We start from the raw sequence: 26,946 nt of genomic DNA, 5'->3' as shown, positions 1-26,946 counted from the left end.
GGAAAAGTCGTCGGTGTCGGTCGCTTCGCCTCAGTCGACGATGACTTCGACGGGGCCGTCGTCGGCCTCGGCTTCCTCTTCTGTCTCCTCCGCCTTCTGGCGCTCGTTCCAGAGGAGGCCGCCGGCGACGAGGAGGACGACCCACGACCGCCAGCTCGCGAGGTTCAGCGTGTAGCCGATGCCGAACGGCTTCTCGACCAGCATGCCCTTGCCGGGCTGCCAGTACGACGAGAGCAGTCGACCGGCGCTCGGTCGCTCGAAGTTGTACGGGATGCCGAAAAGCGTTCCGCGCTGCGGTTTGTCTGCCATGTGAGACGAATACGCCGGCTCGGGATAAATCGTTTTGGCCTTCCGGCGAGGTGTCCGCGCCGACTATCGGTACCGGCCGCGGGACTCGACTTCTCGCAACCGGGCGATGACCTCCTCGGAGCCGACGGCCTCGTAGCCCGCTTCGAGCGCGTCGAGAAGCGGGTCGGCGTCGTCTGCGGTGCCCTCGACGCTCTGAGCGAAGACGTGGAGGTCCATCGCGTGGTCCTCGACGTGACCCGTGTGGAAGCCGAGGCCGAAGTCGATGAGGTACACGCGCGGGTCGCCGTCCGGCCCCGCTCCGACCCGGACGTTCCGCGTCGTCGGGTCGCCGTGGACGATACCGGCCTCGTGGAGTCGCGCGAGGTACTCGCCGACGACGCGGACGGCCTCGGCGTCGAGGCGCTCCGCGAGGTCGGCGTCGCCGACCCGCTGGAACGTGATGACGCCCTCGACGGGGTCGATGTCCCGAATGACGGGCGTCCGAACGCCGGCGCGCCGGGCGTCGCTCGTCAGCCGCGCCTCGGCTTTGGTCCGCTCGCGGCGGATTCTCTCGTCCAGTTCCGGGTGGCGGTACGTCTTCGGCACGCGCCGCTTGACGACCTCGTCGGAGCCGATATCGACGGTCGCCTCGGCCCCGCGAATCGCGCCGTCGTCCGTGTGGGCGCGAGCGACCGACTCGTCCGCGCCGCGCCACGTCACGGCCACTTGGTCGGGTCGGAAGTTCGGGTCCACGGTGGACTCCTCGACCGCGAGCGTGTCGCCCGCGGCGAGCATCCGCGCGCCGAGGGCGGCTATCATGCCTGCGTTGTCGCGGAGGAACCGCGGTTCGGGCGCGTAGAACTTCGCCCCGCGCTGGTCGCACATCTCCGCGAGCATCTCGCGCAGGCGGGCGTTCTGGCCCACGCCGCCGCCGAGGACGAGTTCGTCCGTCCCCGTCAGCGACAGCGCGCGCTCGGCCACCTCGGCGAGCATCGCGAAGACGGTCTCCTGGAGGCCGGCGCAGATGTCGGGGACGGGCGTGCCCGCGTCCGCCTCGTCCTTCGCGGCGCTCATGATGCCGGAAAACGAGAAGTCCATCCCCTTGACGACGTACGGCAGTTCGACGTAGTCGCCGTCCGCCGCGGCCGCCTCGACCTTCGGGCCGCCGGGGTGGGTCCAGCCGACGTGGCGGGTGAACTTGTCGAGAGCGTTGCCGACGCCGGTGTCCATCGTCTCGCCGAGGACGCGGTAGCGACCGTTGTGGTAGCCCAAGAGGTGGGCGTTCGCGCCCGAGGCGTTCAGACAGACCGGGGAGTCGAAGCCGGACTGGTAGCGACCGATTTCGAGGTGCGCGACCATGTGGTTGACGCCCAGCAACGGCACGTCGAGCGTCTGGGCGACCGACCGGGCCGCCGTGCCGACGATGCGGAGACACGGCCCGAGACCGGGGCCGCGGGAGAAGGCGACGCCGTCGACGACGGGGCCGTCGCCGTCGTGCCGCGCCGCGGCGTGTTCGAGCGCGGTCTCGACGACTTCGGGGACGGCGCTCCCCATGTGTTCTGCGGCCTCGCGCGGGTGGATGCCGCCGCTGTCCGGCTGGTAGGGGTCAGATTCGATGAAGACGTGGTCGGCCGCGGGGTCGGGCGTCCGCCCGGTCCCGGAGCGGAGCGCGTCGGGGTCGTCGGTCTCGAAAACCGCTGCGCTCGCGGCCCACGCTGTACCTTCGATTCCGAGAATGCGCATCGAGTGTGAAGAAACGACGGTTCGAAGCCGGGATTACGCCTCTTCGGCTTCGACTTCGGCGTCGGCGTCGGTGATCTTGTTGCGTTCGAGCATGTGGTCCTGTTCGACGTCGCGCGCGAACTCGGGGCTCTCGTAGACCTTCGCGTAGCCCGCGGTCTTGCGCATGCCGAACTTCGTGTCGAGTTCGTGGACGACGACCTCGTCGGAGTCCTTGTTCAACTTGGCCGCGAGCGAGTCGCGGACCGACAGACGAGACGGCGTCGCTTCCTCGTGGACGATCTCGAATCGAACGTCCGTCCGGTGCAACATGGGGTTCTCCTCCTCGGAGATGATTTCGATATCCATGGTTCAGTTACCTGTAATTCCCCCCGAAGCAAGTAAAAGGATTTCGAAGGGACGAGCGCGCCCGCGTCTCAGGCGTCGATGGGGGCGACGACGGCGTCGAAGTCGCCGTCGAACCGCGCGAGGAGGTCCCGCATCTCGGTCTTGGTCGCGTCGGTGACGGCGACGCGGACCATTCCCTCGTCGGGTTGGCCGTAGACGACCGTCGAGCCGACGGGCGCGGCGAGCACCGCCGGGAGCGTGGCGAGGTCCTCTTCGCCCGCGACGAGCAGCGTCGTCGGCTCGGGGTCGTCGAGCGCGGCCACGAGCGCCTCGACGAGGGCGACGGAGACGGTTCCCGGTTCGTTTTCGACCTCGACGAGGCGGCCGGTCTCGACCGCCTGCCGAATCTCCTTGCCGACGGCCTCGCGTTTCGTTTTGCCGTCGACGACGGCCACGTCCGGCGGGCGACCGGCGCGGCGGAGGTGGAAGGTGACGACGTCGCCGACGGCGACGAGCGGCGCGCCCGCGCCCTCGCTGGATGCGTCTGCGAGGAGGTCGTCGGCCTCGGTGTACACCGGGCCGAACGGCTCTTTGAACGCCGCCCGAAGCGCCGCCGGCAGGGTGAGCATCCTCAGCGGACCTTGAGCGCGTAGCCGCCGGGTTCGGTGACGTTCATCTCGGTGGCGATTTCGCTGTCTTCGGGGTGGGTGATGACGACGTAGCCCGCCCAGTCCTCGGTGAGACTGCTCGACCCGCAGTTCTCGCACGTCTGTTTGTCCGGGTCGTTGACGAAGTGGCACTCGCGGCAGGCGAGACGGGGCTTCGCCATCAGTTACCCTCCGCCGAGGCCTCGCTCTGCTGGCGCTTCGATTCGAGCCAGCCGTGCTTGCCGAGCCCCGGCTGTTTGGCCGTGAGGCCGATCTTCGAGTCGCGCGGGTTGCGCTCGTCGATGCTCTTGGTGACGATGCGGGCGCGCACCTCGTCGTCGACGGCGAGCGTCTGGTTGGACTCGGTCGACGCGAGCTGCTGGTTCTCGCCGTCGTAGGCGAGGTATTCGTCGGATATCTGCGAGACGTGCAGCAGCCCGTCGACCGGGCCGATGCCGACGAAGGCACCGAACTCGACGACCTCGACCACGATGCCGTCGACGACCTCCTGCATGTCGGGGTCGTAGGTGATGGCGTCGAAATCGGCCTCGTAGTAGACGCCGGGGCGGTTGGGCAGCACGGTGCCCTCGCCGATGTCGTTGACGTTCACGACGCTCACGACGCTCCCCACGTCCTCGTCCATCCGTCCTTCCAACTTGTCCTGCAACAGTCGCTTGACCCGCTCGGGCGTCACGTCGCCCAGGTGTCGGGGTGGGACTTCGACTGTATCTTTGAGTCGTACCCGTTTGTACATAGTTTCGTTAAGGTTCCGTGATTGCCAGCGTGGCGTGCCCCCGGATGCCGACGACGGGAATCCCGCAGTCGAGCACCCGGTCACGGAGGGGCTTGTCGTTCGTGACGACGTAGTCGACCTCGCCCGATTCGGCGAGTTCGACGACCGCGTCGTCGGCGTACGTTTCCTCGGTTTCGACCGCTCGGCACCGGGTCGCCAGGTCCGCGCCCACGCTCGCCGCGACGCCTTCGGTCCCGCCGCCCGACGAGAGCTTCTCCAGCTCGTCGAGGACGGCCGTGGGGACCACGAGGTCCGCGTCGGCCGCGAGGAGCCGGTCGAGTTCGTCGAACACGCGGACGTCGAGTTCGACCGGCATCATGAGCGCGTTCGTGTCCATGACGACTACGGTGGCGGTCACGTCACTTGAGCGTCCCGATACCGATGAGCCGCCAGCGAGCGCCCACGCGACGGTTGATGGCTATCTTCGCTCCCTCGGCGGCGCAGACGGGGCGCTTGAGCGAGACTTCCGCCTCGCCGCTTCGCGCGCTCGTCACCGCGCCGACCGTGGTCGCGGTGCCGACGGTGAGCATCAGGGGCTCGCCGGTGGATATCTCGTCGATACCCTCGTCTTCCTCGCCGCCGACGACGCGGTCGAGCAGTTCCACGTCCATGGTGAACTGCTCGCGCGTCGGCGGGAGCGTGCCGGGCTCGCCGGCGACCTGTCCCGCGAGCGCGTCGCCCTTCGTGAAGCTCGGGTCGAGACCGGTCCCGACGCCGCAGAGACCGCCGGGGCGGACCTCGTCGACCATGTTGCCGCCCGCCTGCAGCGAGCGGACCTCGGTCGTGATGGAGCGCCACTCGGTCTGGCCCTCCTCGTCGACCTCGCGGCCGGGACGGAGTTCGAGTTCGTCGCCTTCGTCGAGCTTGCCGGCGACGACGCTGCCGCCGATGACGCCGCCCGAGAGTCCCTCCCAGGTCGTCCCCGGGCGGTTGATGTCGAAACTGCGCGCGACGAACATCCGGCTGTCTTCGGTCTCGTCGCGGTCGGGCGTCGGAATCTCCTCCTCGATGGCCTCGATGAGGAGGTCGAGGTTGACCTCCTGTTGGGCGCTGATGGGGACGATTGGCGCGTCCTCGGCCACCGTTCCCTCCACGAACTCCTTGATCTGTTCGTAGTTGTCGAGGGCGCGCTCGCGGTCGACGAGGTCGACCTTGTTCTGCGCGATGACGATGTTCTCGATGCCGATGATATCGAGCGCCATCAGGTGCTCGGCCGTCTGGGCCTGCGGCACGTCCTCGGTCGCGCTCACGAGCAGGATGGCCCCGTCCATGATGGCGGCACCAGAGAGCATGGTCGCCATGAGCGTCTCGTGGCCGGGCGCGTCGACGAACGAGACGGTACGGAGTACGTCCGTCTCCTCGCCGTCTTCGGTCTCCTCTTCGACCGTGTAACACTCCGGCGCGTCGGCGCCGGGAATCTGACGGAACGTCGCGTCGGCGTACCCCAGCCGGATGGAGATACCGCGCTTCATCTCCTCCGAGTGCTGGTCCGTCCACGAGCCGGACAACGCCTGGACGAGCGTCGTCTTTCCGTGGTCGACGTGACCGACGAGTCCGATGTTCACCTCCGGTTGTTGTGGGTTTTTCGTCACCATTGACCTCCTGAGAGTAATCTTGCGTGAACTTGGCTCCGAACGACTGATAAAGGTGCTGTTCTCGGAGCGGCGGCGCTGTGGCCGCGTCGGGCGGTCACACACCGCGCGCGGTGACTCAGCGGCGTCTCCCGGTCCCGGCGACGCTCCGAAAAATGGTTCGTCGTGCCCCCCAGCACGACGGTTCGCGGACCGATTCGAGTAACCCCTCGAACCGCTGTCGGCCCCCGGCTTCGCCGGTTATTCAACGCCCGCGACGAGCGACTGAAGCTCCTCGCGGTAGGCGTCGGGCGTGAGCCCGAGGTCGATGTCGACCGAGACCTCGATGGCCTCGGTCGGCTCCTTGGTCACGCTGAGTTCGATGTTCTCGCCGGGGTGTGCGCCGCCGGCGACGAGAATCGTCCCGTCGTGTTCCCAGACGGCCAGCATCCCGCTGACGTCGAACTCCTGGCCCTCGATGGTGAACTCCCGTTCGTCGGTGAACGGGAACGTAATCTCGTCGAAGGCGATGGTGGCCTCGTACTCGGTCACGCGCGCCGACTCGCCGGTGTCGACCGTCGTCGACCGCGTGCCCGTCTGTTCGATGTCCGTGACGTCCACGTCTTCTAACTGTCCCTCGTAGTTCTTCCGCGCGTGGTCTTCGACCAAGTCGACGACCGTCCCCCGGACCTCCTTCGGGAGGTTCGACAGGCTCGGGTCGAGCGTCACGCGCGTCGCGAAGAACAGCGAGAACTGCCCCTCGGCCTGCCCGAGCGTCTTCTCCTTCAGCTCCTCCGAGAGGTCCATGTCCTCGTAGACGACCGTCTCGAACGCCGCGGAGACGCTCGCCGGACCGATCGACTGCTCGAAGGCCGGGTCAAGAGAGTGTCCCCCGATGTACTCCCAGCCGCCGGCTTCGAGCGCCGCCTCGGGAACCTGCGGCGGTGCCCGCGCGGCGCTCGCGGTCATTCCGGAGCTACAGCCCGCGAGACCCGCGAGTCCCGCGCTGGCCGCGATACCGAGGTACGCTCTCCGCCTGATACTGTGGGTTTCGTTGTTTTCCCCCTTCATCGGTCAGTACTGCCGCGCTCTGTCTCAAATAGGTACCTCCCCGAGAATCAGATGCGAGAACACCGACACGACCCGGCGGCCGTGGGAGCGACCTTTTTGCCGCTCCGTCTCCGAGCGCCTCACGTGCCCGCACCGGTGTCGTCGCCCTCGGAGTTCGCCTTCGAACTGGCGCTCTGCGCCCACCTCGAACAGACGACGGACTGGCTCCCCGCGCGCCAACTCGGCGCGTCGGTCGCCTCGCCGGGGAGCCGCATCATCGACGTGTGCGCCGTCGTCCCGGGGCCGGGATTCGACGAGCGCGCCTCGTCCCGGGGCCGGGATTCGACGAGCGCGCCCGCATCACCGACCGCGCGATTCCCGCGGCAGCCATCGAGAGCGACGTCGGAGCCGGGAGCGCCGTCTTCTGGCGCGACGGCTTCGACTGCCGTCCCGGCCGCGCCCGACGCGCCACCGACCGCGCCGTCGACGTCGGCTTTTTCGAGTCCGAGCGCCGCCGGAGCAGGGAGTACGTCCGCCGCGCCGCCCGCTATCCCGACGACTGGTTCGCCCGGCTCGTCGGCATCGAGAACAAACCCGACCTCGGGACCCCCGGCGACCTGCTCCGACAGCTCCGCCTCGACGCGAGCCTCGCGGTCTTCGACGAGGTGATTCTCACGACCGAGAGCTACGTCACCGGCGCGCACCTCAACCGCATCCCCGAGGAGGTCGGCGTCTGGCGCTTCGACCCCGACACCGGCGACCGGGAGGTCGTCCGCGACCCCCGCCCGCTTTCGCCCGACTCGACCGGCGTCGAACCCGTCGAATACCACTCGCTGCACACCGACGTGGCGCTCGTCTCGCCCGCCGAAAAGCGAACCGCCCGCCTCCGACTCGCCGAGCGCGCCTACGGAAAGGGATGGCGCGCGTACGACCTGCCGGGCTGTGCCAACGCCCGCGTCGACGCCGACGGCCGCCCGGTCTGCGCCCACTTCGGCCGCGTGGTCGACCCCGGCTCCGAGTGCGGCGCGGACTGCCCGGCGTTCGAGGCGGCCGACCCGCCCGAACTGGACCGCGACGGCCTCCGCGAGTCGCGGACGGGCTGGATTGCCGACCCGCCCGGCGCGGTCCGCAGACAGTCGGGACTCGACCGGTTCGTCTGACAGAGACGCCGGGGCGTCGAAGCGACCCTCACTCCGCGTCAGCCCGCCGCTCCATGTAGTTCCAGTAGGTGACGAGCGCGACGCCGATGACGACGACGAGGGCGAACTGCAGGGCGGCCCCGAAGAAGTCGAGTCGCCCCGTATCGAAGTAGGTTAGGCCGAAGTTCGTCGCGGCCGCGGCGAAGCCGGCGACCACGAGGTACTTGAACGCCTTGTCCTCGGCGATAGTTCGGAGCTTCACAGTTCGTACACCTCGCCGTCGACCGCCAGCGGGTCTTCGAACGCCTCGTCGGCGGGGTAGTAGTGCGCCACGTGGACGAGGCGCGTTTCGTCGGCGTCGAGTTCCTCGCCGAGCGCGATGGCCCCCTCGCGGGTCATGTGCTTCGTGCCGAAGGTCCGCGCGACCCCGTTTTCGTCGTAGTCGTCGCCGCCGATGGGGTGGTACTCGCAGACCGACGCGGGGACGATGGCCTCGGCGAGGAGCAGGTCCGGGTCGCGGAGCACGTCGCGGGACTCCTCGGGGATGGCGTAGGTGGAATCGCCCGAAAGCGAGAGCTTCGCGCCCGTCTCGGGGTCCTCGATGGCGACGCCGTAACAGACCAGCGGCGGGTGGACGACCGGCACGAGCGTCACGTCGAGGCCGCAGGCGCGGAACGACTCGAACGGCGTCCGGTCTTCGACCGAGATGCGGTCGAGGTAGTCGAACTTCGAGCGAATCGCGTCGGCGACGCTCTCGCCTGTGACCGGGTCGACCTCGTCGGCGGCGTGGACCGAAAGGTCGTCGAGGAGGCGGTAGACGTTCCCGAGGCCGTCGAGGTGGTCGAAGTGGATGTGGGTGACGAGCGCCTCGTCGGGAAGCGGCACCTCCTGCGTGAGAAACTGGTGGCGGAAGTCGGGGCTGAAGTCAACGAGGAGCGACTCGCCGGTCCGCTCGTTTTGCACGTGGACCGAAAAGCGCGTCCGCTCGATGCCTCGCTCGCGGGCCGCGAGGCAGGTCTCGCAGTCGCACCCGACGGTGGGCGTGCCGGTCGTGTCGCCGGTCCCGAGGAGGGTCACGCGCATTGACTCAACCACGGGGGCGGCGAGGTATAAACGTGGCCGACCGCGGCGAGTCAGGACCGGTACATCTGCCGGAATTCGACCACGGGGTGGAACGTCGCCGAGAGCGTCGTCGCTTCGAACTGGAAGTCTGCAGTAACCGTACGCGGAACCGCCGAGACGAGCGCCTCGAATTCGACGGACGGCGTTCGCGTTTCACCGCTCCGATTCGGCCACACCTCGTAGCCGAGCATCACTCGCCTCGCCTCTCCGTCGTCGTATCCAATCCCTCGGCTGATGTTATCTAACGACTCCACGCCGAGTCGCTCTCGCACCGTCGTCATCGCCTCGGCTCCCGCGACGGTCCCGCCGACTCGCGTCACCCACGACGATGCTGGTTCGCGCTCGTATACCGGCTCTTTCGTCGTACCCGACTCGTTCACGTGTTTGCGATAGCCGGTGCGTCGTCGAACCTCCGAAGTATCCGGATAGTAGTCGTACTTCGACGACCCCCGGTAGTCGCGCGAGAGTGTAATCGGGTCTCCAGTGGCGGGCGCAGGGTTCGACTCGGGTTCGGGAAGGGGCGTCGCGGTGGACGGTTTGGGGTCCGATGTACATCCGGAGAGCGCCGTCAGACCCCCGCCCGCCGCGACTGTCCGAACGAATCGGCGTCTACTGGAGGGCATCGGCTCGTCGTTTGCGGTCCACTAGTAAATGTTTTGTCAGAAAAGCGGCCTTACTGCGCCGCGCCGGCGTCCTTCTGCGTCTCGCCCTCGTGTTCGTCCGCGTGGTCGTGGTCGTGACTGTGGTCGTGACCGTCTCCGGACGCCGACCCCGCGACGAGTTCCGACGAGTCGGACATCATGTCGAGGTTCTTCAGGTTGTCGCGCTCCTCGAAGTCGGCGACGGCCTCAAGCAGGTCCTCCTGCGTGAGTTCCATCCGCTCTTCGGTGAGCGCTTCGAGGACGGCCTCGCGGAGGACGAGTCGGAGGTCGGAGCCGGTGAGGCCCTCCGTCACGTCGGCGATGGCCGAGGGGTCGAACTCGTCGATGTCCATCCGGTTCGTGATGACCCGGAGGATGTCGGCGCGCATCCCGCGGTCCGGCTTGGGGAAGTTGACGATCTCGTCGAAGCGCCGCCACGCCGCCGAGTCGAGCTGGTCGGGGTGGTTGGTCGCGCCGATGAGGATGACCTCGTCGCGAATCAGCGAGATGTCGTCGATGCTCTTGAGCAGCGTGTTGACCGCGCGCTTGAGCGCCGCGTGCTCGTCGGACCGGCGGGTCTTCGCCACCGAGTCGAACTCGTCGATAAAGAGGATACACGGCGACAGCCGCTTTGCGACCTCGAAGGTCTTCTCGACGTTCTTGGCCGTCTCGCCGAGGTACTGGCTCGTTATCATCGAGAGCTTCACCTCGACGAACGGGAGGCCGAGCTCGTGGGCGAGCGCCCGCGAGACGGTGGTCTTGCCGGTCCCCGGCGGCCCGACGAACAGTATTTTCCCGATTTCGCGGAGGCCGATGTCCGCGAGGTACTCGCGGTGCTCGATGGCCTTCATCAGCTTGTGAATCTCGCCCTCTTGGTCCGTCGTGAGCACGAGGTCGTCGAGGGTCATCTCGATTTCCTCGGGCGCGCGGACCTGCACGAGGTCGAGCATCTCCGCGTCGTCCTCGTCGTCGAAGTACTCGTCGAGCAGGCTGTCTATCCACACGCGGTCGGCGTGAATCGGCCGGGTCTGTTCCCTCGCGTCCGCGTGGGTCACGTCCACGTCGTCGCGGTCCTCGACCGACTTGGCGACGGTCGGATTCGTCACGAGCCGGTCGTGGTCGGCTCGCTTGACGAACCACTCCAGCGCCATCTCGGGTTGGGTCAGCGAGAGACGCCCGGAGAACTCCTCACGCTGGGTGAACATGAGGTCTGAAATCGCGTCCCAGGGGTGTTCGACGCCGGTCGCCTTCCGCGCGACGGACTCGGTCACGACGAGCGGTCGCTCGATGCCGCCCATCGACGAGTCGTCCTCGTCGCCGTCGTCCTCGGCGTCCGCCCAGAAGACGCGCCGATACCGCGGGGGAAGGTCGTTTTCGTCAAGCGTTCGGTCGTCAGTGTAGAGGTGGGCCGTCAGCAGAAACTCGACAACCTCGAGCGCCCGTTCACTCATCCCCCAGAAATTGCCCGGGGAGACGCATAAGAGCGTCGGAGCGCCGCCGGGACCCGCGCGCGACCGAACTGGCTCGATGGCAAGGAACGAGACGCTGAACCGCTATCGGATATTAATTCCAGAAAAATAATTCAAAAATATATTCTAAAACGGATTGATTACGTGATTATATTCCTTCTATTCGATTGTATATTGGTTCTTTCTTCAGAACAATTGGGAAAAATATGTCTTCGTAAACGATTAGGTCTTTATGGTTATCTTCCGCCACTGTGAGCCAAGAAAGTGAAATGATATTCACGAACGGCACGGGATACTTGCCCGAATGCGGTACATTCGACGCGGACGGTAGGTGGTGAATCGCGTGGCGAAACAAGTCCCGACGACCTGCATGCGCTGTGCGGTCGGCTGCGGTCACGTCCACCTCGGCTCGGACACGGCGTACGGTCTCGACGCGGTCCGGGGCGACCCCTCGCACCCCGTGAACAACGGGCTGGCCTGCGGCCGCGGCATCCGCGAGTCGGCAGACCCGGACGGGTCGTGGCTCACGCGACCGCTCGTCAGGGAGAACGGAGAACTCCGGCAGACCTCGTGGTCCGACGCGCTCACGCGCGCGGGAGACGCCATCAACGACGCGATGGCCGACGACCCCGACGAGGTCGCCGTCCTCGGGAGCGGCCAACAGACGAACGAGGCCGCTTACGCCCTCGGAAAGCTCGCCCGCGGCGGTATCGGCACCCGGAACTACGACGCGAACACGACGCTCTGCATGGCGAGCGCCGTCACGGCCTACTACCGCGCCTTCGGGAGCGACGCGCCGCCGCCGACCTACGACGACATCCCCGAGGCCGAGACGCACCTCGTCTGGGGGGCGAACCCGGCGGTCGCCCACCCGGTGATGTTCCGGTGGATACGCCAGTCGGCCGACGACGGCGACCTCGTCGTCGTCGACCCCGTCGAGACGAAGACCGCGGCGGTCGCCGACGACCACGTCGCCATCGACCCCGGCGGCGACCTCGCGCTGGCGCAGGCGATTCTCGGACGCCTCGTCGAAACCGACTCCGTGGACGAGGCGTTCGTCGAGGAACATACCGAGGGGTTCGACCGCGTCGTCGACGAGCTCCCGCCGGTCGAGGAGGCGGCGGCGGACGCCGGCGTCACCCTCGACGAGGTCGAGAAACTGGCGTCGCTCCTCGACGCGCCCACGCTCGTCTACTGGGGCATGGGCGTCAACCAGAGCGTCCGGGGCACCGCGACCGCCGGCGCGCTCGTGAACCTCTGTCTCGCCTCCGGGAACCTCGGCCCCGGGTCCGGTCCCTTCTCGCTCACCGGGCAGGCGAACTCGATGGGCACCCGCGTGGTCTCCTCGAAGGGGACGTGGCCCGGCCACCGACCGTTCGAACACCCGGACCACCGCCGGACCGTCGCCGAGGCGTGGGACGTGCCCGTCTCCCGGCTCCCCGACGACAGCGGCCCGGGGCCGGTCGGCATGTTCGAGTCGTCGCCGTCGGTCGTCTGGACCGTCGCCACCAACCCGCTCGCCGGGTTCCCGGACGCGACGGCCGCCCGCGAGGTCCTCGAAGACTCGTTCCTCGTCGTGCAGGACGCCTTCCGGTCCGAGACGGTCGAACTCGCCGACGTGGTGCTCCCCGCGGCGACGTGGGGAGAGTCCGAGGGGACCACGATGAACATGGAGCGGACGGTCTCGCGGGTCCGCGCGGCCACCGAGACGCCGCCGGGCGTCAGGCAGGACCTCGACATCATCGCCGACGTGGCCGCCCGCGTCGCGCCCGGACTGCTCCCGAGGCCGTCGGTCTCGCCGAGCGACCTGTTCGACGAGTTCGCCGCGCTCACCGAGGGGACCGACGCCGACTGCTCGGGACTGTCGTACACGCGACTCGACGGCGAGCGCGCCGTGCGCTGGCCCGCGCCGGACCCGACGAGCGAGGGCGGCTACCGCTACTACGACGCCGCCGAGGAGTCCGACGACCCGACGTGGTCGTTCCCGACGCCGTCGGGGAAGGCGCAGTTCAGCGCGCTCTCGGGGCCGTCGCTCCCCGAACCCGCCGACGAGTCGTACCCGCTGACGCTCACGACCGGCCGCGAGGCCGACGGGTACAACACCGGCGTCCGCACGCGAAGCGACACGCCGGACGAGCCGGTCGCACGCGCGCACCCCGACACAATCGACGCGCACCGCGACGCGGTCGCCGACCCCGAGGGCGACCGCCGAACCACCGTCGTCTCCCGCCGGGCGTCGGTTCCGGCGACGCTCGACCCCGACGACGCCGTCCCGCCGGGCCTCGTCTGGCTCTCTATCCACCATCCCATGACCAACCGACTCACCAGCCCCGCGGTCGACCCGCAGTCGAACGAACCGAACTTCAAGCAGTGCGCCGTCCGCCTCGAACACCCCGAGACGACCGCGTCCACCGACCTCCTCGCGGCCGAGGTGAGCGACTGATGGCGCTCGTCGCCGCCGGCGGACGGCCCCGCGAACCCGGACGCACCGCCGCCTGAGAATGGCCGACGCGTCGCACCCACACCTCGACACCGGCCGCGCGGGTATCATCCTCGCCGGCGGCCGCTCGACCAGATTCGACGGCATCGACAAGGCGACGGCCACCGTCGGCGGCCAGCCCATGATTCACCGGGTCGCCGCCTCGCTCGACCCCGTCGTCGACGAACTCGTCGTCAACTGCCGCGCCGAACAGCGGGACTCGCTCGCCGGCGCGCTCTTGGACTTCGACGTCCGGTTCGCGGAGGACGCACACCCCGACCGGGGCCCCGTCTTCGGCCTGCGAACCGCGCTGCGGGCGACGAGCGCCGAGTACGCGGCGGTCCTCCCGACCGATATGCCGCTGGTTCCGAGCGGGTTCATCTCGCACCTCTTCGGCCGCCTGCAGGGCGGCGCTGGCATCGTCCCGCGGGTCTCGGAGACGACCCAACCGCTCCCCGCGGTCGTTCACTGCCGCGCCGGCGAGGTCGCCTGCACCGATACCATCCGCGCCGGAGACGACCGCCTGCAGGCCGTGATGTCCGCGCTCGACGTCACGGTCCTCGACGACCGCGAAGTGGAGGCTCACGCCGGGACGCACGCGTTTCACAACGTGAACTCCTTCGACGACTTGCGCGCGCTCGCCGCTCGTCGGTGAGCGCGTTCGAGCCCCATACCACATTATCGTCCATTATATTCAATTGTGGTTATCCAATAATCACTCGACTATCTGCCCAAAGTACAACCTTATATTCGGAATATTCGGTTATAGAATGGACGAATGCGCCCTATTGGGTCAATTTCTAAAGATTCTCAACGAATACTCTTATGAACCTCTGTCGAGTCGTGTTATCACGAAACATGACCAAGTTCGCAAACAAACGCACAGGAATAGTGGATAATTGCCCACTGGTGGTCGGAAATGGCGAGTAAGAAGGAAGCGTGGAAGTCGGAGCTCTACGGCGACGCGGTCCGCGAGAAGATAGAGGAGTTCGCCGAGAAGGGCGTCGACGCCATCCCCGAGGAGGAACGGGACAAGTGGTTCACCCGCTTCAAGTTCTGGGGGGTCTTCCAGCAGCGGACGGGCCAGGACTCCTATTTCATGATGCGGCTGACGAACGCCAACGGCGTCCTCGAACCGGGACAGCTCCGGGCTATCGGCGAGGTCGCGCGGGACTACGCCTCCGGCCCCGTCGAGAACCCCGAGTTCGGCGACGCGTGGATCGACCTGACGACGCGCCAGTCGATTCAGCTCCACTGGCTCGAACTCGAAGACATCCCCGAGGTCTGGGACAAACTCGAAGCCGCGGGCGTCTCCTCGCGGTCCGCGGGTGGCGACACGATGCGGAACATCACCGGCTGTCCGGTCGCCGGCCGCGACAAGCACGAACTCGTCGAGTCCCAGCCGCTCCTCGACCGCTTCCAGGAGGACCTCCGCGAGAACGACGCGCTGTCGAACATGCCGCGGAAGTTCAACATCAGCGTCACCGGCTGCCGCGAGGGCTGCGCGCAGGACTCGATAAACGACGTGGGGCTCGAACCCGCGGAGAAGGAAATCGACGGCGAGACGGTCACCGGCTTCAACGTCCGCGTCGGCGGCGGCCTCGGCTCCCGCAAGCCGCGCGTCGCCCGCGACCTCGACATCTTCGTCGCCGACGAGGACCGCGCCTACGAGGTCGTCCGCGGCTTCGTCGAACTCTACCACGAACACGGTAACCGCGACGTACGGGCCCGCGCCCGCAGTCGCTTCTTCGTGGACGAGTGGGGCACGGAGAAGATTCGCGACCTGCTCCAGGAGGAGTACGTCGACTTCGAACTCCGGTCTGCGGGCGAGAACATCCGCGACGAGTACACCTACAACGCGGGCCGCCCGGAGTCCGCGGGGAAACACGACCACATCGGCGTCCACGAGCAGGCCAACGGCGACTACTACGTCGGTCTCAGCGTCGCGGTCGGCCGGCTCACGGCCTCGGACGCCATCGAACTGGCCGACATCGCCGACGAGTACGGCTCCGGCGAGGTCCGGCTCACCCGCCGGCAGAACCCGCTTCTGATGGACGTGCCGGAGGAGAAGCTCGACGACCTGCTCGCAGAGCCGCTCCTCGGCAAGCACACGCCCGTGCCGAACCCGTTCCAGCGCGGCACCGTCGCCTGCACCGGCACGGAGTTCTGCTCGCTCGCGCTCACGGAGACGAAAGCCCGGACCGCCCGGATGCTCCGGTGGCTCCGCGACAACGTGGACGTGCCCGACGACGTGAGCCAACTGAAGATTCACTACTCCGGCTGCACCGCCGACTGCGGGCAGGCGAACACGGCCGACATCGGCCTGTTCGGTATGCGCGCCCAGAAGGACGGCGAGATGGTCGAGGCGATGGACATCGGCGTCGGCGGCGGCATCGGCGAGGAGCCGTCGTTCGTCGAGTGGATTCAACAGCGCATCCCGGCCGACGAGGTTCCGGGCGCAATCGCGTCGCTCGTGGAGGCGTTCGCCGAGCGCCGCGAGCCCGGACAGACGTTCCGCGAGTGGGTCGACGCCGAGGGGACCGAGGCGGTCACCGAGTACTGCGTCCCCGAGGAGACGGAGTTCGAAGCGCCGTACATGCACGACGCGAAGCAGTCGTGGTACCCGTTCGCCGAAGAGGAAGCGAAGGCCGAACAGCCGGTCACGAGCGACTGAGCATGACCGACCGCATCGCATCCGACGACCCGGCAGACGACGCCGACACCGACGTCGACGACGCGCCTTTCGAGCACGCCTCGGCGGACGTCGCGCCGGAACTCTTCCCGGCGGAGCCAACGGTCGCCGACGCGGGTACCGGCGGAATCCCCGGTCGGCCGGACAGCGACTCCGCCACTCGTTCCTGACGTTCCGAGAGTCGGTGCCGTCGTCTCCACTTTCACCGCTTTCTCGGCGTTTTTCGACCTGCGAACAACTCGTAACGACGAATAGCGAGTTCTAAACTATTTATGGTGTTCGAACCCCGACACTGTGCCATGCCAGAGCCAGTCATCGCGGCCGCGTACCGCACGCCGTTCGGCAAGGCGGGCGGCGTGTTCGAAGACGTTCGAAGCGAGGACCTCTCGGTCACGCTCATCGACCACATCCTCGACGAACACGACGTCGACCCCGACGACGTGGAGGACCTGATGTGGGGCGTCGCCCAACAGCGCACCGAACAGGACAACAACGTCGCCCGCGTCGTCGCGCTCCTGTCGGAACTCGGCGAGGGGACGCCCGCGACGAGCATCAACCGGTGGTGCGCCTCCTCGATGCAGGCCATCATCTCCGCGTCCGACGCCGTCGCCGCCGGGAACCGCGAGTGCATCGTCGCCGGCGGGGTCGAGAGCATGTCCCGCGTGCCGATGGACGGCGACTCCTACGAGCACCTCCACCCGGAACTGAGCGAGCAGTACAACATCTTCCAACTCCAGATGGGGATGACCGCCGAGAAGGTCGCCGAGGAGTACGAGGTCTCCCGCGAGGCCCAAGACGAGTTCGCGCTCCGGAGCCACCGGCGCGCCGCCGACGCGACCGACTCGGGTCGCTTCGACGACGAAATCGTCCCGGTCGAGACGGCCGACGGCGTCGTCACCGAAGACGAGGGCATCCGCCGCGACACCTCGATGGAGGTGCTCGCCGGCCTCGACCCCGCCTTCTCGGGCGACGGCTCGGTCACCGCCGGCAACTCCTCGCAGATAACCGACGGCGCGGCCGCCGTCCTCGTCACCAGCCGCGAGTTCGCCGACGAACGCGGCCTCGACGTGCTCGCCTCGGTCGGCACGAACAACGTCGCCGGCGTCGACCCGACGGTCATGGGCATCGGCCCGGTCCCGGCCACCCGCGGCCTCCTCGACCGCGCCGGCACCGACATCGACGACTACGGCCTCGTCGAAATCAACGAGGCGTTCGCCAGCCAGTGTGAGTACTCCCGCCGCGAACTCGGTATCGACGCGGACGAACTCAACGTCAACGGCGGCGCAATCGCCCTCGGCCACCCCCTCGGGGCGTCCGGCGCGCGCCTCCCGGTGACGCTCATCCACGAGATGCAGAAGCGCGGCGTGGACCGCGGCCTCGCGTCGCTCTGCGTCGGCTTCGGCCAAGGTGCGGCAATCGAGTTCAGCAGGTAGGGCGAGAGTTCGGCTGTTTTTTGGTCCAGATTTTTGCCGAGCGGAACGAGGGAAAAACGCAGTGGCGCGGCAATCGAGTTCAGTCGGTAAGGTCGCCCCGCGTTTTTATCCCGGTTCGTCGTGGGACGCGAGCGAAATCCGAGGACCACGCGTCGGTGGTTCCCCGAACCGCCGACCTCGGCTATCGCTCACGAATATACGTGCGCCTTTCGTCACGTTCATACTTCGGTCGTCGAGAGTATCCCGGTGATGAATCTCACGACGGCCGTTCTCTCGGGGGGCGTCGCGGCGCTGGCGGCCGCGGGGGTCGCCTCCGCGGGAGTCGCTCCGAGCCCCGACCTCGGCGCGCCCGTCTGGTACGTCCTCGTCGCGCTCACCGTCGGCTACTGGACGGTGTTCGTCCGGTGGGCGCGGCGCTGACCGGTCGGGGACGACGCGAAAAATTCGACCGCGCGGCGGGCGGCGAGAGCCGTTACTCGGGGTTGACTAACTCTTCTGCGTCCCGGACGGCCTCGCGCTCGCCGATGATGGTGATGCGGTCGCCCTCCTGGAGGGTGTACTCCGCGTTGGGGACCGTCGTGTCGCCGTTCCGCGAGACGAGCGTGACGAGACAGCCGTCGGGCAGTTCGGGACCGATTTCGCGGATGGTCCGCCCGATGAGTCGCTCGGCGGTGACCTCGACCTCCTGGACGTCGCCGGAGCGGCCGATCTCGCCCATCCAGTTCGACATCGACGGGCGCTCGATGTAGTTGTCGAGCGCCTGCGCCGTGGCGATTGTGGACGAGATGGTCCGCACGCCGAGTTCTTCGAACGCCTCGACGTTGTCGGGGTTGTTCGCCCGCGCGAGGACGCTCTCGGGTTCGAACTTCGAGTTCGCCAGCTGCGCGACGAGCAAGTTCACGTCGTCGTCGCCGGTGGCGGCGACCACGAACTTGGCGTTGGCGGCCCCCGCGGAGCGTAAGACGCTCGTATCGGCTCCATCGCCGTGATGGACGGTGAAGCCCATGTTTCGGGCTGTCTGGACTACTTCTTGGTCCTGCTCGATGAGGACCACGTTCTCTCCGCGGTCTGCGAGGCGTTCGGCGAGCGCACGGCCCACTTTCCCGCCTCCGATGATGAGTACACGCATTGGGATGACGTCGAGGTATTCTGCAATTCGGCGAGCGAGGCCGGCCTCGAAGACGACGGTCGTCAGGATGACGAGGAAGACCGTGCCGACGAGAATCGAGGCGCTCTCGTTCAGCGCGGCGGCCTGTTGGGTCAGTCCGTCGGCCGCCAGTCGCGTCGCCTCCTCCTGCAGGGCGATGGCGAACAGCGAGGCCACGGACGCGGGGATGATACCGCGCGGGCCGACGAAGCTCATGAAGAGCTTCTCTCCTTTCGTGAAGCGGTCGCCGCGCGCCGAGATGAAGACCAAAAGCGGCCGAATCACGAGTGCGACGGCGGCAACGACGGCGAGGCCGCCGACGCCGAGGTTCAGGAGATTCTGGAAGTCCAACAGCGCCGCGAGGGCGATGAAGACGAACGACAGCACGAGCAGTGTGATGTCGCCTTTGAACGCCGAAATCTCCTCTTCGTACGGCACGTCTGCGTTGCCGAGGAGGATACCGGCGGTCGCCACCGCGGCGATGCCGGCCTCCGTGGCGACGTAGTCGGCGGCCGCGTAGGACACGAGCGCGCCGGCGAGGACGAGCAGGCGCGCGTTCTGTGGTGCGTTGCCCGGTGAGAGGTCGACGTACCGGAGCGCGTAGTACAGCGAGCCAGCGACGATTGCACCGACGACGACACCGACGCCGAGTCGCTCGGCGAACAGCGTCACGAGAGCGTCGGGACTACTGACGCCTTCGAGGATGGCCTCGAAGATGACGACGGCGACGATGGCCGCCGTCACGTCGTTGACGATACCCTCCGTGTCGAGCGCCGCGCCGACCCGGTCGCGGACCGGGACGACTTCGAGAATCGGTGCGATGACCGTCGGTCCCGTCGCGACGAGGAGCGCGCCCACGAGGAACGACACCGGCCACGGCGCGCCGAGCGCGTAGTGGACGACGACGCCGGTCGCGATGAACGAGATTATCGCCCCGACGGTGACGAGTCGGAACGTCGCGGCCGGCGCTTCCCGTAGCTTGTCGATTCGAAGGTGGAACGCGCCCTCGAACACTATGATAGCGACCGAGAGACCGACGATGGCCTGTAGTGCGTTCCCGAACGAGTCGGGAGAGATGACGCCGAGGACCTCCGGGCCGAGCAGGATGCCCGACGCGATGAGGAACACGACGCTGGGGACCTGAAACCGGTCCGAAAGCACCTGCGAGACCACGCCGATGCCGATTATCGCGGCGACGAGCGGGATGAGGTTCGCCCCTCCTGCTGCGGCCACCTATATCGCCTCCATGGATTCGGTTCATGTGGCGACGGAAGATAAAACCATACATCTCGGGCGGTATTTCCGCGGAGTTGAGAATACAAATGGGTGGAAAATTCTCGTAAAAGTTTGGTCTGTCAGATTTTACTGGCTCGCGTCCCGCCCGCGGCTCCGCCGCTTTCCGGGCCGGCGGTCCTCGTCGTAGATGAGCGACACCTCGTCGGCGTAGCGGTCGAGGATGTTCCGGCGCTTTTTCTTCATCGTCGGCGTCATCAGGTCGTTGCCCTCCGAGAACTCCTCGGGGACGACGCGGAACTGCTTGATTCGCTCGTAGGGCTCGAAGTTCTCGTTGGCCGCGTCCACCTCGGCCTCGATGCGCTCGTACACCCGGTCGTCGCGGCAGACGGCCGCCGGCTCGTCCGGGAGGTCGATTCCCTCCTCGGCGGCCCACTCCCGCAGGCCGTCGAAACTCGGGACGATGAGCGCCGAGACGAACTTGCGGCCGTCGCCGAGGACCATGCACTGCTCGACCACCGGCGAGGAGGCGAAGGCGTCCTCGATGGGGCCGGGGGCGACGTTCTTGCCCGTCGAGAGGACGAGAATCTGCTTGGCGCGCTCGCGGAACGCGATGTAGCCGTCGGGCCGGCGTTCGACCACGTCGCCGGTGCGGAACCAGCGTTCGCCCTCGTCGTCCTCGACGAACGCCGCCTCGGTCTCCTCGGGGTCGTTCCAGTAGCCCTGGGTGACGCTCGGGCCGCGGACGAGCAGTTCGCCGACCTCGCCGCCCGCGTCGCCGAGTCGGTCGCCGACGACGGTCGTGTCGAGTTTCGTCTCGACGGTCCGAAGCGGGTAGCCGATGGTGCCGATTTTCGGCTCCTCGGGGGGGTTGACCGAGATGACCGGCGAGGTCTCGGTGAGGCCGTAGCCCTCGTAAATCGGGAGGCCCATCGCGTGGTAGAGCGCGCACAGCTCGGCCGAGAGGCTCCCGCCGCCGCTGATGAAGAAATCGAGGTCGTCGCCGAGCGCCTCGCGGACCTGCGCGAACACGAGCCGGTCGGCGAGGCGGTGTTTCGCGGTGAGCAGGTAGCCCGGCGCGTCGGTCGTGTGGTACGCCCGCCCGACGTCGACCGCCCACTCGAAGATGCGCTTTTTCGCCGGCGACTCGCCGGCCTCCGCCCGAATCGCGTCGTAGAGCTTCTCGTACACCCGGGGGACGCTCGTCCCGGTCGTCGGGCGGACGAGTCGGAAGTCCTCGCGGAGCGTGTCGGGGCTCTCGGCGTAGGCGACGGTCGCGCCCGCCGCGAACATCATGAAGTGGCCGGCCATGCGCTCGAAGACGTGCGCCAGCGGCAGGAACGACAGCGTCACCGAGTCGGGGTCGATGACCGGCGTGTCGCCTTTGTCCGGGCGCGGGCCGAAGCGCCGGTAGCTCTCGTTGACGTTCGACCGGAAGTTCCAGTGGGTGAGTTGGACACCCTTCGGCCGGCCCGTCGTCCCCGAGGTGTAGATGAGGCTGGCGAGGTCGTCGGGGTCGCGTTCGTCCAGCCGCGACTCGGAGGCCGCCTCGTCGTACACTTCCTCGCCGCGGCGGTAGAGTTCGCCGAGCGTCAGCACGTCCTCGCGGTCGTCGTGGCCGTCGTACTCGTCCACGACGACGATGAACCGCAGGTCCAACTCGTCTTCGACGGCGAGCACGCGCTCCAGTAGCTCTTGGTTCTCGACGACGACGGCGTTCGCACCGGGGTCGGAAAGCAGGTACCGCGTCTGTCGCTCCGACGACGAGGTGTAGACCGTGGTGACGACGCCGCCCGCGCCGAGGACCGCGAAGTCGGTCTGCGCCCACTCCATGCGCGTGTGCGAGAGGATGCCGACCCGGTCGCCGCTCTCGATGCCGAGGTCGCGGAACCCGGCCGCGAGGCGGCGGACGACGCCCCGCATCTCCTCGTAGGTCAGGTCGGCGTAGTCGCCGTCGGGGGCCGCCGGGACGACGCCCTCGGCGACCAGCGACCGCCGGTAGACGCCGCCTTTGTATCGCTGTGCGACTCGCGAGGCGTTCCGCGACGCGCTCGCCTCGAACATCCGTGGGAGGGTCGACCGCTCGATGACCGGGTCGTCGAACGCCGCCTCCGCGTCCCGCCAGTCCATGTTCTGTTAGTAATAATTCAACATCTAAAAACTATGTACGTGCGGTCTGTTGAAAGCCCGCGATACCGCGGGGAAACGTTGATTGCGACCCCGGTCGCGTCACTCGTCGTCGCCGACGTAGTCGAGGTAGCCGAGCACGCCGCGGGTGTTCAGGCGCTCTTCGTCGCGGGCCTTCCGCGCGCCCCACACCTCGTCCATCTGTGTGTGCTCGACGAAGTGGTCGATGACGGCCTCGTCGTCGCCGAGTTCCGCGCGCTTCTGTCGGATGGCCTCGACCCACTCCACGAGGACGCGCTTGTACGCCTCCGCGAGGTCGGCGTCGTAGGGTCTCGGGCCGAAGTGGCCGAAACAGACCGTCTCGGGGTCGATGTCCTCGATGGTTCGCACGTCGTCGAGCGCCTTCTGGAGGTGGAACTGCGAGGGCGGCGAGGTCTGCCGGAGCGTCCGCGACCGCGGCTCCCAGATGCCGAGCGCGTCGCCGACGAACAGCACGTCGTCGCCGTCGTCGTGGAACATCACCTGATGCGGCGCGTGGCCGGGCGCGTGGTGGACCGTGAGCGTCCGGTCGCCGAGGTCGATTTCGTCGCCGTCGGTGAGCCCCTCGACGCGCTCTTCGTCGATTGGGAGCGGTTCGTCGTAGAACCGCCACTGGTCTTCGACGGCCGCCTTCGTGCCCTCGACGAGTCGCGAGGGGTCCACGAGGTGCGGCGCGCCGAGTTCGTGGGTCATGACGGTCGCGTCGGGGTAGCGCTCGGCGAGGTAACCCGCGCCGCCCGCGTGGTCGAGGTGGACGTGCGTCGGCAGGATGTACGCGAGGTCGTCGACGCCGACCTCGTCGAGCATCCCGAACACCGCCTCCCTGTCGGCGGCGATGCCGGTGTCGACGAGCGCCGGCTTCTCGGCGTCGATGAGGTAGACCGAGCCGTACTTCTCCACCTCGTACATCCCGCTGTCGACGTAGTAGATGTCCGTGCTGTCCGGGACGGGTTCGACGTCGCCAATAGCCATAGTTGACGCCCGTCTCCGGGGGAGAAAAGCGTTCGGTCGCCCCGACCCCCCACGTTGATTACGGGCGACTGCAAAGCCGTCTCCATGTCCGAACAGGGCGGCGAACCGCTTCCGGATGTCGATATCACGGACATCTCTCCGATGGCGTGGCGACTGCTTAGAGTCGCCGCCGGCTACAACCAGCGGGCCGTCGAACGCGCCGTCGACGACCTCATGCAGGCGCACATCTCGATGCTCGAATCCGGGAGCCGCGGCCTCTCACGGTCGCGCCGACGCGCCCTGCTCGCACTCTACACCGCGGAACTCGACGACGAGCAGGTCCGCACGCTCGTCGAACACTTTTAACTCGCGTCGTGACGCGACGCGGACCCTCGCTTCCGTCTGCCGATTCCGACGGGAACGCGGCTGTCGACACCGATATACCGCCATTCGCTACCGTATTGAAAATAATTAAGTAAGACTATCGTTAGAGATACCGTGTATCAATGATACGCGGTGTTACAAAGACTGCTCGCGGACGATTCGCCGTCTTCACGCTCGCCCTCGTCGCGTCCCTCGCGCTGGCCTTCGGGCCGTCGCTGGAGGGGCTTTCGACGCGGGGGCAGTACGCATTAGCGACGATGGTGTTCGCCGGCATCCTCTGGGTGTCCGGCGCGCTCCCCCTCGCGGTGACGGCGCTGTCGATACCGGTGTTGCTCACGGCCTACGGCGTCTACGGCGACATCGACCCGGCGCTCGCCGGCTTCGCCGACCACCTCATCTTCCTGTTCATCGCCGGCTTCATGCTGGCGAACGCGCTCCAGAAGTACAACATCGACCGCCGCATCGCGCTGTGGCTCATGGCCGTCATGGGGTCGTCGCCGCGGCGGCTCATCCTCGCTATCATGCTCGCCACGGCGTTCCTGTCGATGTGGGTCTCGAACACCGCGACGACGGCGATGATGACGCCCATCGCGCTCGGCGTCCTCGCGCAGGTGCTCGGCCGCGAGGAGGTCTACGAGGCCGACGCCGCCGAGGGCTCCTTCTCGAACATGCAGATAGCGACGCTCCTCGGCACCGCCTACGCCGCGAGCGTCGGCGGGGTCGGAACGCTCATCGGCACGCCGCCGAACGCGGTCGTCGCCACCCAGCTCAACGCGCTGCTCGGCTACGAAATCGGCTTCGTCGAGTGGCTCCTCGTCGGCCTCCCAATCGTCGCCATCACCCTCCCCATCGTCTGGTACCTCCTCACGTTCCGCTTCTATCCGCCCGAGGTCGACGATGTTGAGGGTGCCCGCGAACAGGCGCGCGTGTACCTCGCCGACCAAGGCGCGCTCTCGACCCGCGGCCGCCGGGTCGCGTACATCTTCGCCGCCACGGCGGGGCTGTGGGTCGTCGGCGGCCTCGATCCCGTGTTCGAGTTGTTCCTCTCGGACCCGGTGTTCAACACGCTGTTCGGGACCGCCGAGGGGGCGACGCTCCTCGGCGTCGAGGGGCATCAAGGCCTCCTGTACTACGTGATGGTCGGGATGGTCTCCATCCCGACGCTCGTCCTCGCGGACACGATGGAGTGGGACGAACTGGTCGACATCGACTGGGGGACGATTCTCCTCTTCGGCGGCGGCATCTCGCTGGCCGACGCGTTCGCCTCCACGGGCGCGACGCGGTGGCTCGCCGAGGCCGTCTTCGGCTCTCTGACCGGCGCGCCCATCATCCTCGTCGTCGGCGCTATCGTGCTTCTGGTGATCTTCCTCACGGAGATGACCTCGAACACCGCGACGGCGACGATCATCGTTCCCGTGCTCATCGGCATCGGGAGCATCTTCGCGGCGACGCTCGGCCTCACCGAGGTCTCCGCGGCGGTGTTCCTCGCGGTCAGCGGGGCCATCGCCGCCTCGTTCGCCTTCGCGCTTCCGGTGGCGACGCCCCCGAACGCCATCGTCTTCGGGAGCGGCCACATCAAGCAGTCGCACATGATGCGGGCGGGGACCGTCCTCAACGTCGTGATGACCGGCGTGCTGACGATTCTCATCTGGTTCCTCTTCCAGTTCGTCTGGCCGGCGTTCCTCTGGTAGTCGGCGCGTCTGCGTTCGGCGCTCGCCGACGCCTCTCCGCGCGGTCTCGACCTCCGTTCCTCGGCGATGCGATACGATTTTCCCGCCCGCCCGGAAACCACAGTCCAATGATTGACAGGCAACTGCTCCGCGACGAACCGGAGCGAGTTCGCGACGCGCTCGCCGCCCGTAACATGGAGGGCGTGGACATCGACCGCGTCCTCGACGTGTACGACGAGTGGCGCTCGCTGAAGGCTGAAGGCGACGACCTCCGCCACGAGCGCAACGAGGTCAGCCAGAAAATCGGCCAGCTGAAACAGGAGGGCAAAGACGAGGAAGCACAGGAAGCCATCGACCGTTCGGGCGAGCTCAAGACGGAGCTCCAGGAGCTCGAAGCCCGCGCCGACGAGCTCGAAGCGGAGCTCGACGAGGCGCTCATGGAACTGCCGAACCTCCCCCACGAGTCGGTCCCCGTCGGGGCCGACGAGGCCGACAACGAGGAGGTCCGCCGCGTCGGCTTCGACGACCGCCGCGAGCTTCCCGACGAGGTGACGCCGCACTACGACCTCGGCGAGGAACTCGACATCATCGACGAGGGCCGCGCGGCCAAGACCACCGGCTCGGGCTTCTACTTCCTGAAAGGCGAGGGCGCGATGCTCGAACACGCGCTCGTGCAGTTCATGCTCGACGTGCACCGCGAACAGGAGTACGTCGACCTGTTCCCGCCGATTCCGGTCAAGACCACCTCGATGGAGGGCACCGGCCAGCTCCCGAAGTTCGCGGAGGACGCCTACCGCATCGGCGGCTCGGAGACCGAGGACTACGACGACGACGACCTGTGGCTCTGTCCCACCGCGGAGGTCCCGGTCACGAACATGTACCGCGACGAGATTCTGCTGAAGGACGACCTCCCGCTGAAGCATCAGGCGTACACGCCGAACTTCCGGCGTGAGGCGGGCGAACACGGCACCGAGACCCGCGGCATCGTCCGCGTCCACCAGTTCAACAAGGTCGAACTCGTCAACTTCGTCGAGCCCGACGAGTCGTACGACCGGCTCGAAGCGCTCGTCGACGAGGCCGCAGAAGTGCTCGACCGACTCGGCCTGCCGTACCGCGTCCTCTCGCTTTGCACCGGCGACCTCACCTTCGCGTCGGCGAAGACCTACGACCTCGAAGTGTGGGCCCCCGGCACGGAGTCCGAGGACGGCCCCGAGGACCTCGGCGGCCGCTGGCTCGAAGTGTCGTCGGCCTCGAACTTCGAGGACTTCCAGGCGCGCCGCGCCGGCCTCCGGTACCGCCCCGAGCGCCACGAGTCGGCGGAGTACCTCCACACGCTCAACGCGTCGGGCACGGCCGTCGGCCGCGTCATGGTCGCGCTCCTCGAATACTACCAAAACGAGGACGGCACGGTCGACGTGCCCGAACCGCTCCAGCCCTACATGGGCGGCCGCGAGGTCATCGAGGGCCACGAGCCGGTCGGCGAGGCCGCGGTCGGTGCCGGCAAGAAGGACTGAGCGACCGACCCGCGCCGCCACCGCGCTTTTCGCTTCTCACTCTCTTTGTCTCCCGCGACTCGCGCCGTCAGTTCGCCGTCGACGACTTGACGAACGTCTTCAGCTCCGAGAGCTTCCCGTCGCGCGCCCGAAACCGGTCGAGGAAGACGAACAGCTCGTCGCCGTCGCGGTCTTCGAGATGGCCGCGGACGACGATTTCGTCGTCGGACTTCGACTGGATGTAGCGATCGATGACGTGTCGCGTGTCCTTCCGCGGCCGGTCGTCCCGCATGAACGAGACGAACTCCTCGCGCCCCGAGAGCGTCATGTCGCCGCGGTGCTGGACGAACCCCGGTTCGAGGAGGTTCCGAAGCATGTCGTATCCGTGGTGGTCGAGCGCCGTGTAGTACTGCCGGGCCAGATACGTCGCGTCGGGATGCACGCGCTTTCTTCGTCGGCCGACGGGAAGAATCCGACGCCGACCCGCCGGTCGTGACGCGTCGCGCGCGCG

At 67.6% G+C, this 26,946-nt stretch carries 26 protein-coding genes and 1 pseudogene; 10 read left to right on the top strand and 17 right to left on the bottom strand.

Features of this window, described 5'->3' with window-relative positions; genetic code table 11:
* Positions 1-30: 30 nt before the first annotated feature.
* The 9 genes from BN996_RS01805 to BN996_RS01765 all read right to left on the bottom strand — a co-directional run bounded on the left by BN996_RS01805 (position 31) and on the right by BN996_RS01765 (position 6,335).
* Complete coding sequence (locus BN996_RS01805; RefSeq protein ID WP_007276153.1) at positions 31-309, bottom strand: DUF5808 domain-containing protein; 279 nt, start codon at positions 307-309, stop codon at positions 31-33.
* Between the two features lie 63 nt (positions 310-372).
* The gene (locus BN996_RS01800; RefSeq protein WP_089776905.1) at positions 373-2,031 is read right to left on the bottom strand and encodes a bifunctional N(6)-L-threonylcarbamoyladenine synthase/serine/threonine protein kinase; all 1,659 of its coding nucleotides are present in this window, start codon (positions 2,029-2,031) and stop codon (positions 373-375) included.
* A 33-nt stretch (positions 2,032-2,064) separates the two neighbouring features.
* Positions 2,065-2,376, bottom strand: a complete 312-nt coding sequence (locus BN996_RS01795) for a 30S ribosomal protein S24e (protein WP_004967452.1) — start codon at positions 2,374-2,376, stop codon at positions 2,065-2,067.
* Positions 2,377-2,444: 68 nt separating this feature from the next.
* The gene (locus BN996_RS01790; protein WP_089776904.1) at positions 2,445-2,984 is read right to left on the bottom strand and encodes a GTP-dependent dephospho-CoA kinase family protein; all 540 of its coding nucleotides are present in this window, start codon (positions 2,982-2,984) and stop codon (positions 2,445-2,447) included.
* Between the two features lie 2 nt (positions 2,985-2,986).
* Positions 2,987-3,184, bottom strand: coding sequence for a transcription elongation factor subunit Spt4 (gene spt4 / locus BN996_RS01785; RefSeq protein ID WP_004041779.1), 198 nt, complete (start codon positions 3,182-3,184; stop codon positions 2,987-2,989).
* Positions 3,184-3,756 (bottom strand): DNA-directed RNA polymerase, encoded by a 573-nt coding sequence (locus BN996_RS01780; RefSeq protein ID WP_004041780.1) that lies wholly within the window; start codon positions 3,754-3,756, stop codon positions 3,184-3,186. The genes spt4 and BN996_RS01780 overlap by 1 nt, the downstream gene beginning before the upstream one ends.
* A gap of 7 nt (positions 3,757-3,763) precedes the next feature.
* Positions 3,764-4,132 (bottom strand): twitching motility protein PilT, encoded by a 369-nt coding sequence (locus BN996_RS01775; protein WP_089777295.1) that lies wholly within the window; start codon positions 4,130-4,132, stop codon positions 3,764-3,766.
* A gap of 22 nt (positions 4,133-4,154) precedes the next feature.
* Positions 4,155-5,390, bottom strand: a complete 1,236-nt coding sequence (locus BN996_RS01770) for a translation initiation factor IF-2 subunit gamma (RefSeq protein WP_089776903.1) — start codon at positions 5,388-5,390, stop codon at positions 4,155-4,157.
* Between the two features lie 237 nt (positions 5,391-5,627).
* On the bottom strand, positions 5,628-6,335 hold the full coding sequence (locus tag BN996_RS01765) for a DUF6517 family protein (protein WP_089777294.1): 708 nt from the start codon (positions 6,333-6,335) through the stop codon (positions 5,628-5,630).
* A 225-nt stretch (positions 6,336-6,560) separates the two neighbouring features.
* Here BN996_RS01765 and BN996_RS01760 point away from each other — a divergent pair.
* Positions 6,561-7,576, top strand: a pseudogene (locus BN996_RS01760) (DUF5787 family protein).
* Positions 7,577-7,604: 28 nt separating this feature from the next.
* Here BN996_RS01760 and BN996_RS01755 read toward each other — a convergent pair.
* The 4 genes from BN996_RS01755 to BN996_RS01740 are packed head-to-tail and all read right to left on the bottom strand — an operon-like array spanning position 7,605 to position 10,769.
* The gene (locus tag BN996_RS01755; RefSeq protein WP_089776902.1) at positions 7,605-7,817 is read right to left on the bottom strand and encodes a hypothetical protein; all 213 of its coding nucleotides are present in this window, start codon (positions 7,815-7,817) and stop codon (positions 7,605-7,607) included.
* On the bottom strand, positions 7,814-8,638 hold the full coding sequence (locus BN996_RS01750) for an MBL fold metallo-hydrolase (protein ID WP_089776901.1): 825 nt from the start codon (positions 8,636-8,638) through the stop codon (positions 7,814-7,816). Before BN996_RS01750 ends, BN996_RS01755 begins: the two co-directional genes overlap by 4 nt.
* A 50-nt stretch (positions 8,639-8,688) precedes the next feature.
* Positions 8,689-9,300 carry a twin-arginine translocation signal domain-containing protein gene (locus BN996_RS20430; protein ID WP_139043089.1) on the bottom strand — a complete coding sequence of 204 codons (612 nt, stop codon included), beginning with the start codon at positions 9,298-9,300 and terminating at the stop codon, positions 8,689-8,691.
* A gap of 50 nt (positions 9,301-9,350) precedes the next feature.
* Positions 9,351-10,769 (bottom strand): ATP-binding protein, encoded by a 1,419-nt coding sequence (locus BN996_RS01740; RefSeq protein WP_089776899.1) that lies wholly within the window; start codon positions 10,767-10,769, stop codon positions 9,351-9,353.
* A 349-nt stretch (positions 10,770-11,118) separates the two neighbouring features.
* Between BN996_RS01740 and nasA the strand changes: the two genes are divergently transcribed.
* The 6 genes from nasA (at position 11,119) to BN996_RS19920 (ending at position 17,811) form a co-directional block, all read left to right on the top strand.
* On the top strand, positions 11,119-13,230 hold the full coding sequence (gene nasA, locus BN996_RS01735) for an assimilatory nitrate reductase NasA (protein ID WP_089776898.1): 2,112 nt from the start codon (positions 11,119-11,121) through the stop codon (positions 13,228-13,230).
* A gap of 58 nt (positions 13,231-13,288) precedes the next feature.
* On the top strand, positions 13,289-13,921 hold the full coding sequence (locus tag BN996_RS01730; RefSeq protein WP_042663950.1) for a molybdenum cofactor guanylyltransferase: 633 nt from the start codon (positions 13,289-13,291) through the stop codon (positions 13,919-13,921).
* Positions 13,922-14,185: 264 nt separating this feature from the next.
* Positions 14,186-15,940, top strand: coding sequence for a nitrite/sulfite reductase (locus BN996_RS01725; protein WP_089776897.1), 1,755 nt, complete (start codon positions 14,186-14,188; stop codon positions 15,938-15,940).
* A 2-nt stretch (positions 15,941-15,942) separates the two neighbouring features.
* Positions 15,943-16,128: a hypothetical protein gene (locus tag BN996_RS01720; protein WP_042663946.1), complete on the top strand. Its 186-nt coding sequence runs from the start codon at positions 15,943-15,945 to the stop codon at positions 16,126-16,128.
* Between the two features lie 129 nt (positions 16,129-16,257).
* The gene (locus BN996_RS01715; RefSeq protein ID WP_089776896.1) at positions 16,258-17,391 is read left to right on the top strand and encodes a thiolase family protein; all 1,134 of its coding nucleotides are present in this window, start codon (positions 16,258-16,260) and stop codon (positions 17,389-17,391) included.
* A gap of 249 nt (positions 17,392-17,640) precedes the next feature.
* On the top strand, positions 17,641-17,811 hold the full coding sequence (locus tag BN996_RS19920; protein WP_007276136.1) for a hypothetical protein: 171 nt from the start codon (positions 17,641-17,643) through the stop codon (positions 17,809-17,811).
* Positions 17,812-17,863: 52 nt separating this feature from the next.
* Here the strand turns inward: BN996_RS19920 and BN996_RS01710 are convergent, their stop codons facing one another.
* The 3 genes from BN996_RS01710 to BN996_RS01700 form a co-directional block, all read right to left on the bottom strand.
* Positions 17,864-19,771 carry a cation:proton antiporter domain-containing protein gene (locus tag BN996_RS01710; protein ID WP_089776895.1) on the bottom strand — a complete coding sequence of 636 codons (1,908 nt, stop codon included), beginning with the start codon at positions 19,769-19,771 and terminating at the stop codon, positions 17,864-17,866.
* A 129-nt stretch (positions 19,772-19,900) separates the two neighbouring features.
* A complete protein-coding gene (locus BN996_RS01705) occupies positions 19,901-21,901 on the bottom strand; it encodes an AMP-dependent synthetase/ligase (protein ID WP_089776894.1) in 2,001 nt (666 codons plus the stop codon).
* Between the two features lie 99 nt (positions 21,902-22,000).
* Positions 22,001-22,909: an MBL fold metallo-hydrolase gene (locus BN996_RS01700; RefSeq protein WP_089776893.1), complete on the bottom strand. Its 909-nt coding sequence runs from the start codon at positions 22,907-22,909 to the stop codon at positions 22,001-22,003.
* Positions 22,910-22,993: 84 nt separating this feature from the next.
* On the opposite strand from BN996_RS01700, the gene BN996_RS01695 reads away from it, so the two are divergent.
* The 3 genes from BN996_RS01695 (at position 22,994) to serS (ending at position 26,456) form a co-directional block, all read left to right on the top strand.
* Positions 22,994-23,254, top strand: coding sequence for a hypothetical protein (locus BN996_RS01695; protein ID WP_089776892.1), 261 nt, complete (start codon positions 22,994-22,996; stop codon positions 23,252-23,254).
* A gap of 140 nt (positions 23,255-23,394) precedes the next feature.
* Entirely contained in the window at positions 23,395-24,963 is a 1,569-nt protein-coding gene (locus BN996_RS01690; protein ID WP_042663938.1) for an SLC13 family permease, read from the top strand.
* A gap of 107 nt (positions 24,964-25,070) precedes the next feature.
* Complete coding sequence (gene serS, locus BN996_RS01685) at positions 25,071-26,456, top strand: serine--tRNA ligase (RefSeq protein WP_007276130.1); 1,386 nt, start codon at positions 25,071-25,073, stop codon at positions 26,454-26,456.
* Positions 26,457-26,523: 67 nt separating this feature from the next.
* Here the strand turns inward: serS and BN996_RS01680 are convergent, their stop codons facing one another.
* Positions 26,524-26,877, bottom strand: coding sequence for a nuclear transport factor 2 family protein (locus BN996_RS01680; RefSeq protein WP_089776891.1), 354 nt, complete (start codon positions 26,875-26,877; stop codon positions 26,524-26,526).
* Positions 26,878-26,946 lie beyond the last annotated feature (69 nt).

It is taken from the genome of Haloferax massiliensis (genome assembly GCF_001368915.1).
Classification (GTDB): Archaea; Halobacteriota; Halobacteria; order Halobacteriales; family Haloferacaceae; genus Haloferax; species Haloferax massiliensis.
This window is presented reverse-complemented; position numbering and strand designations above follow the sequence as displayed.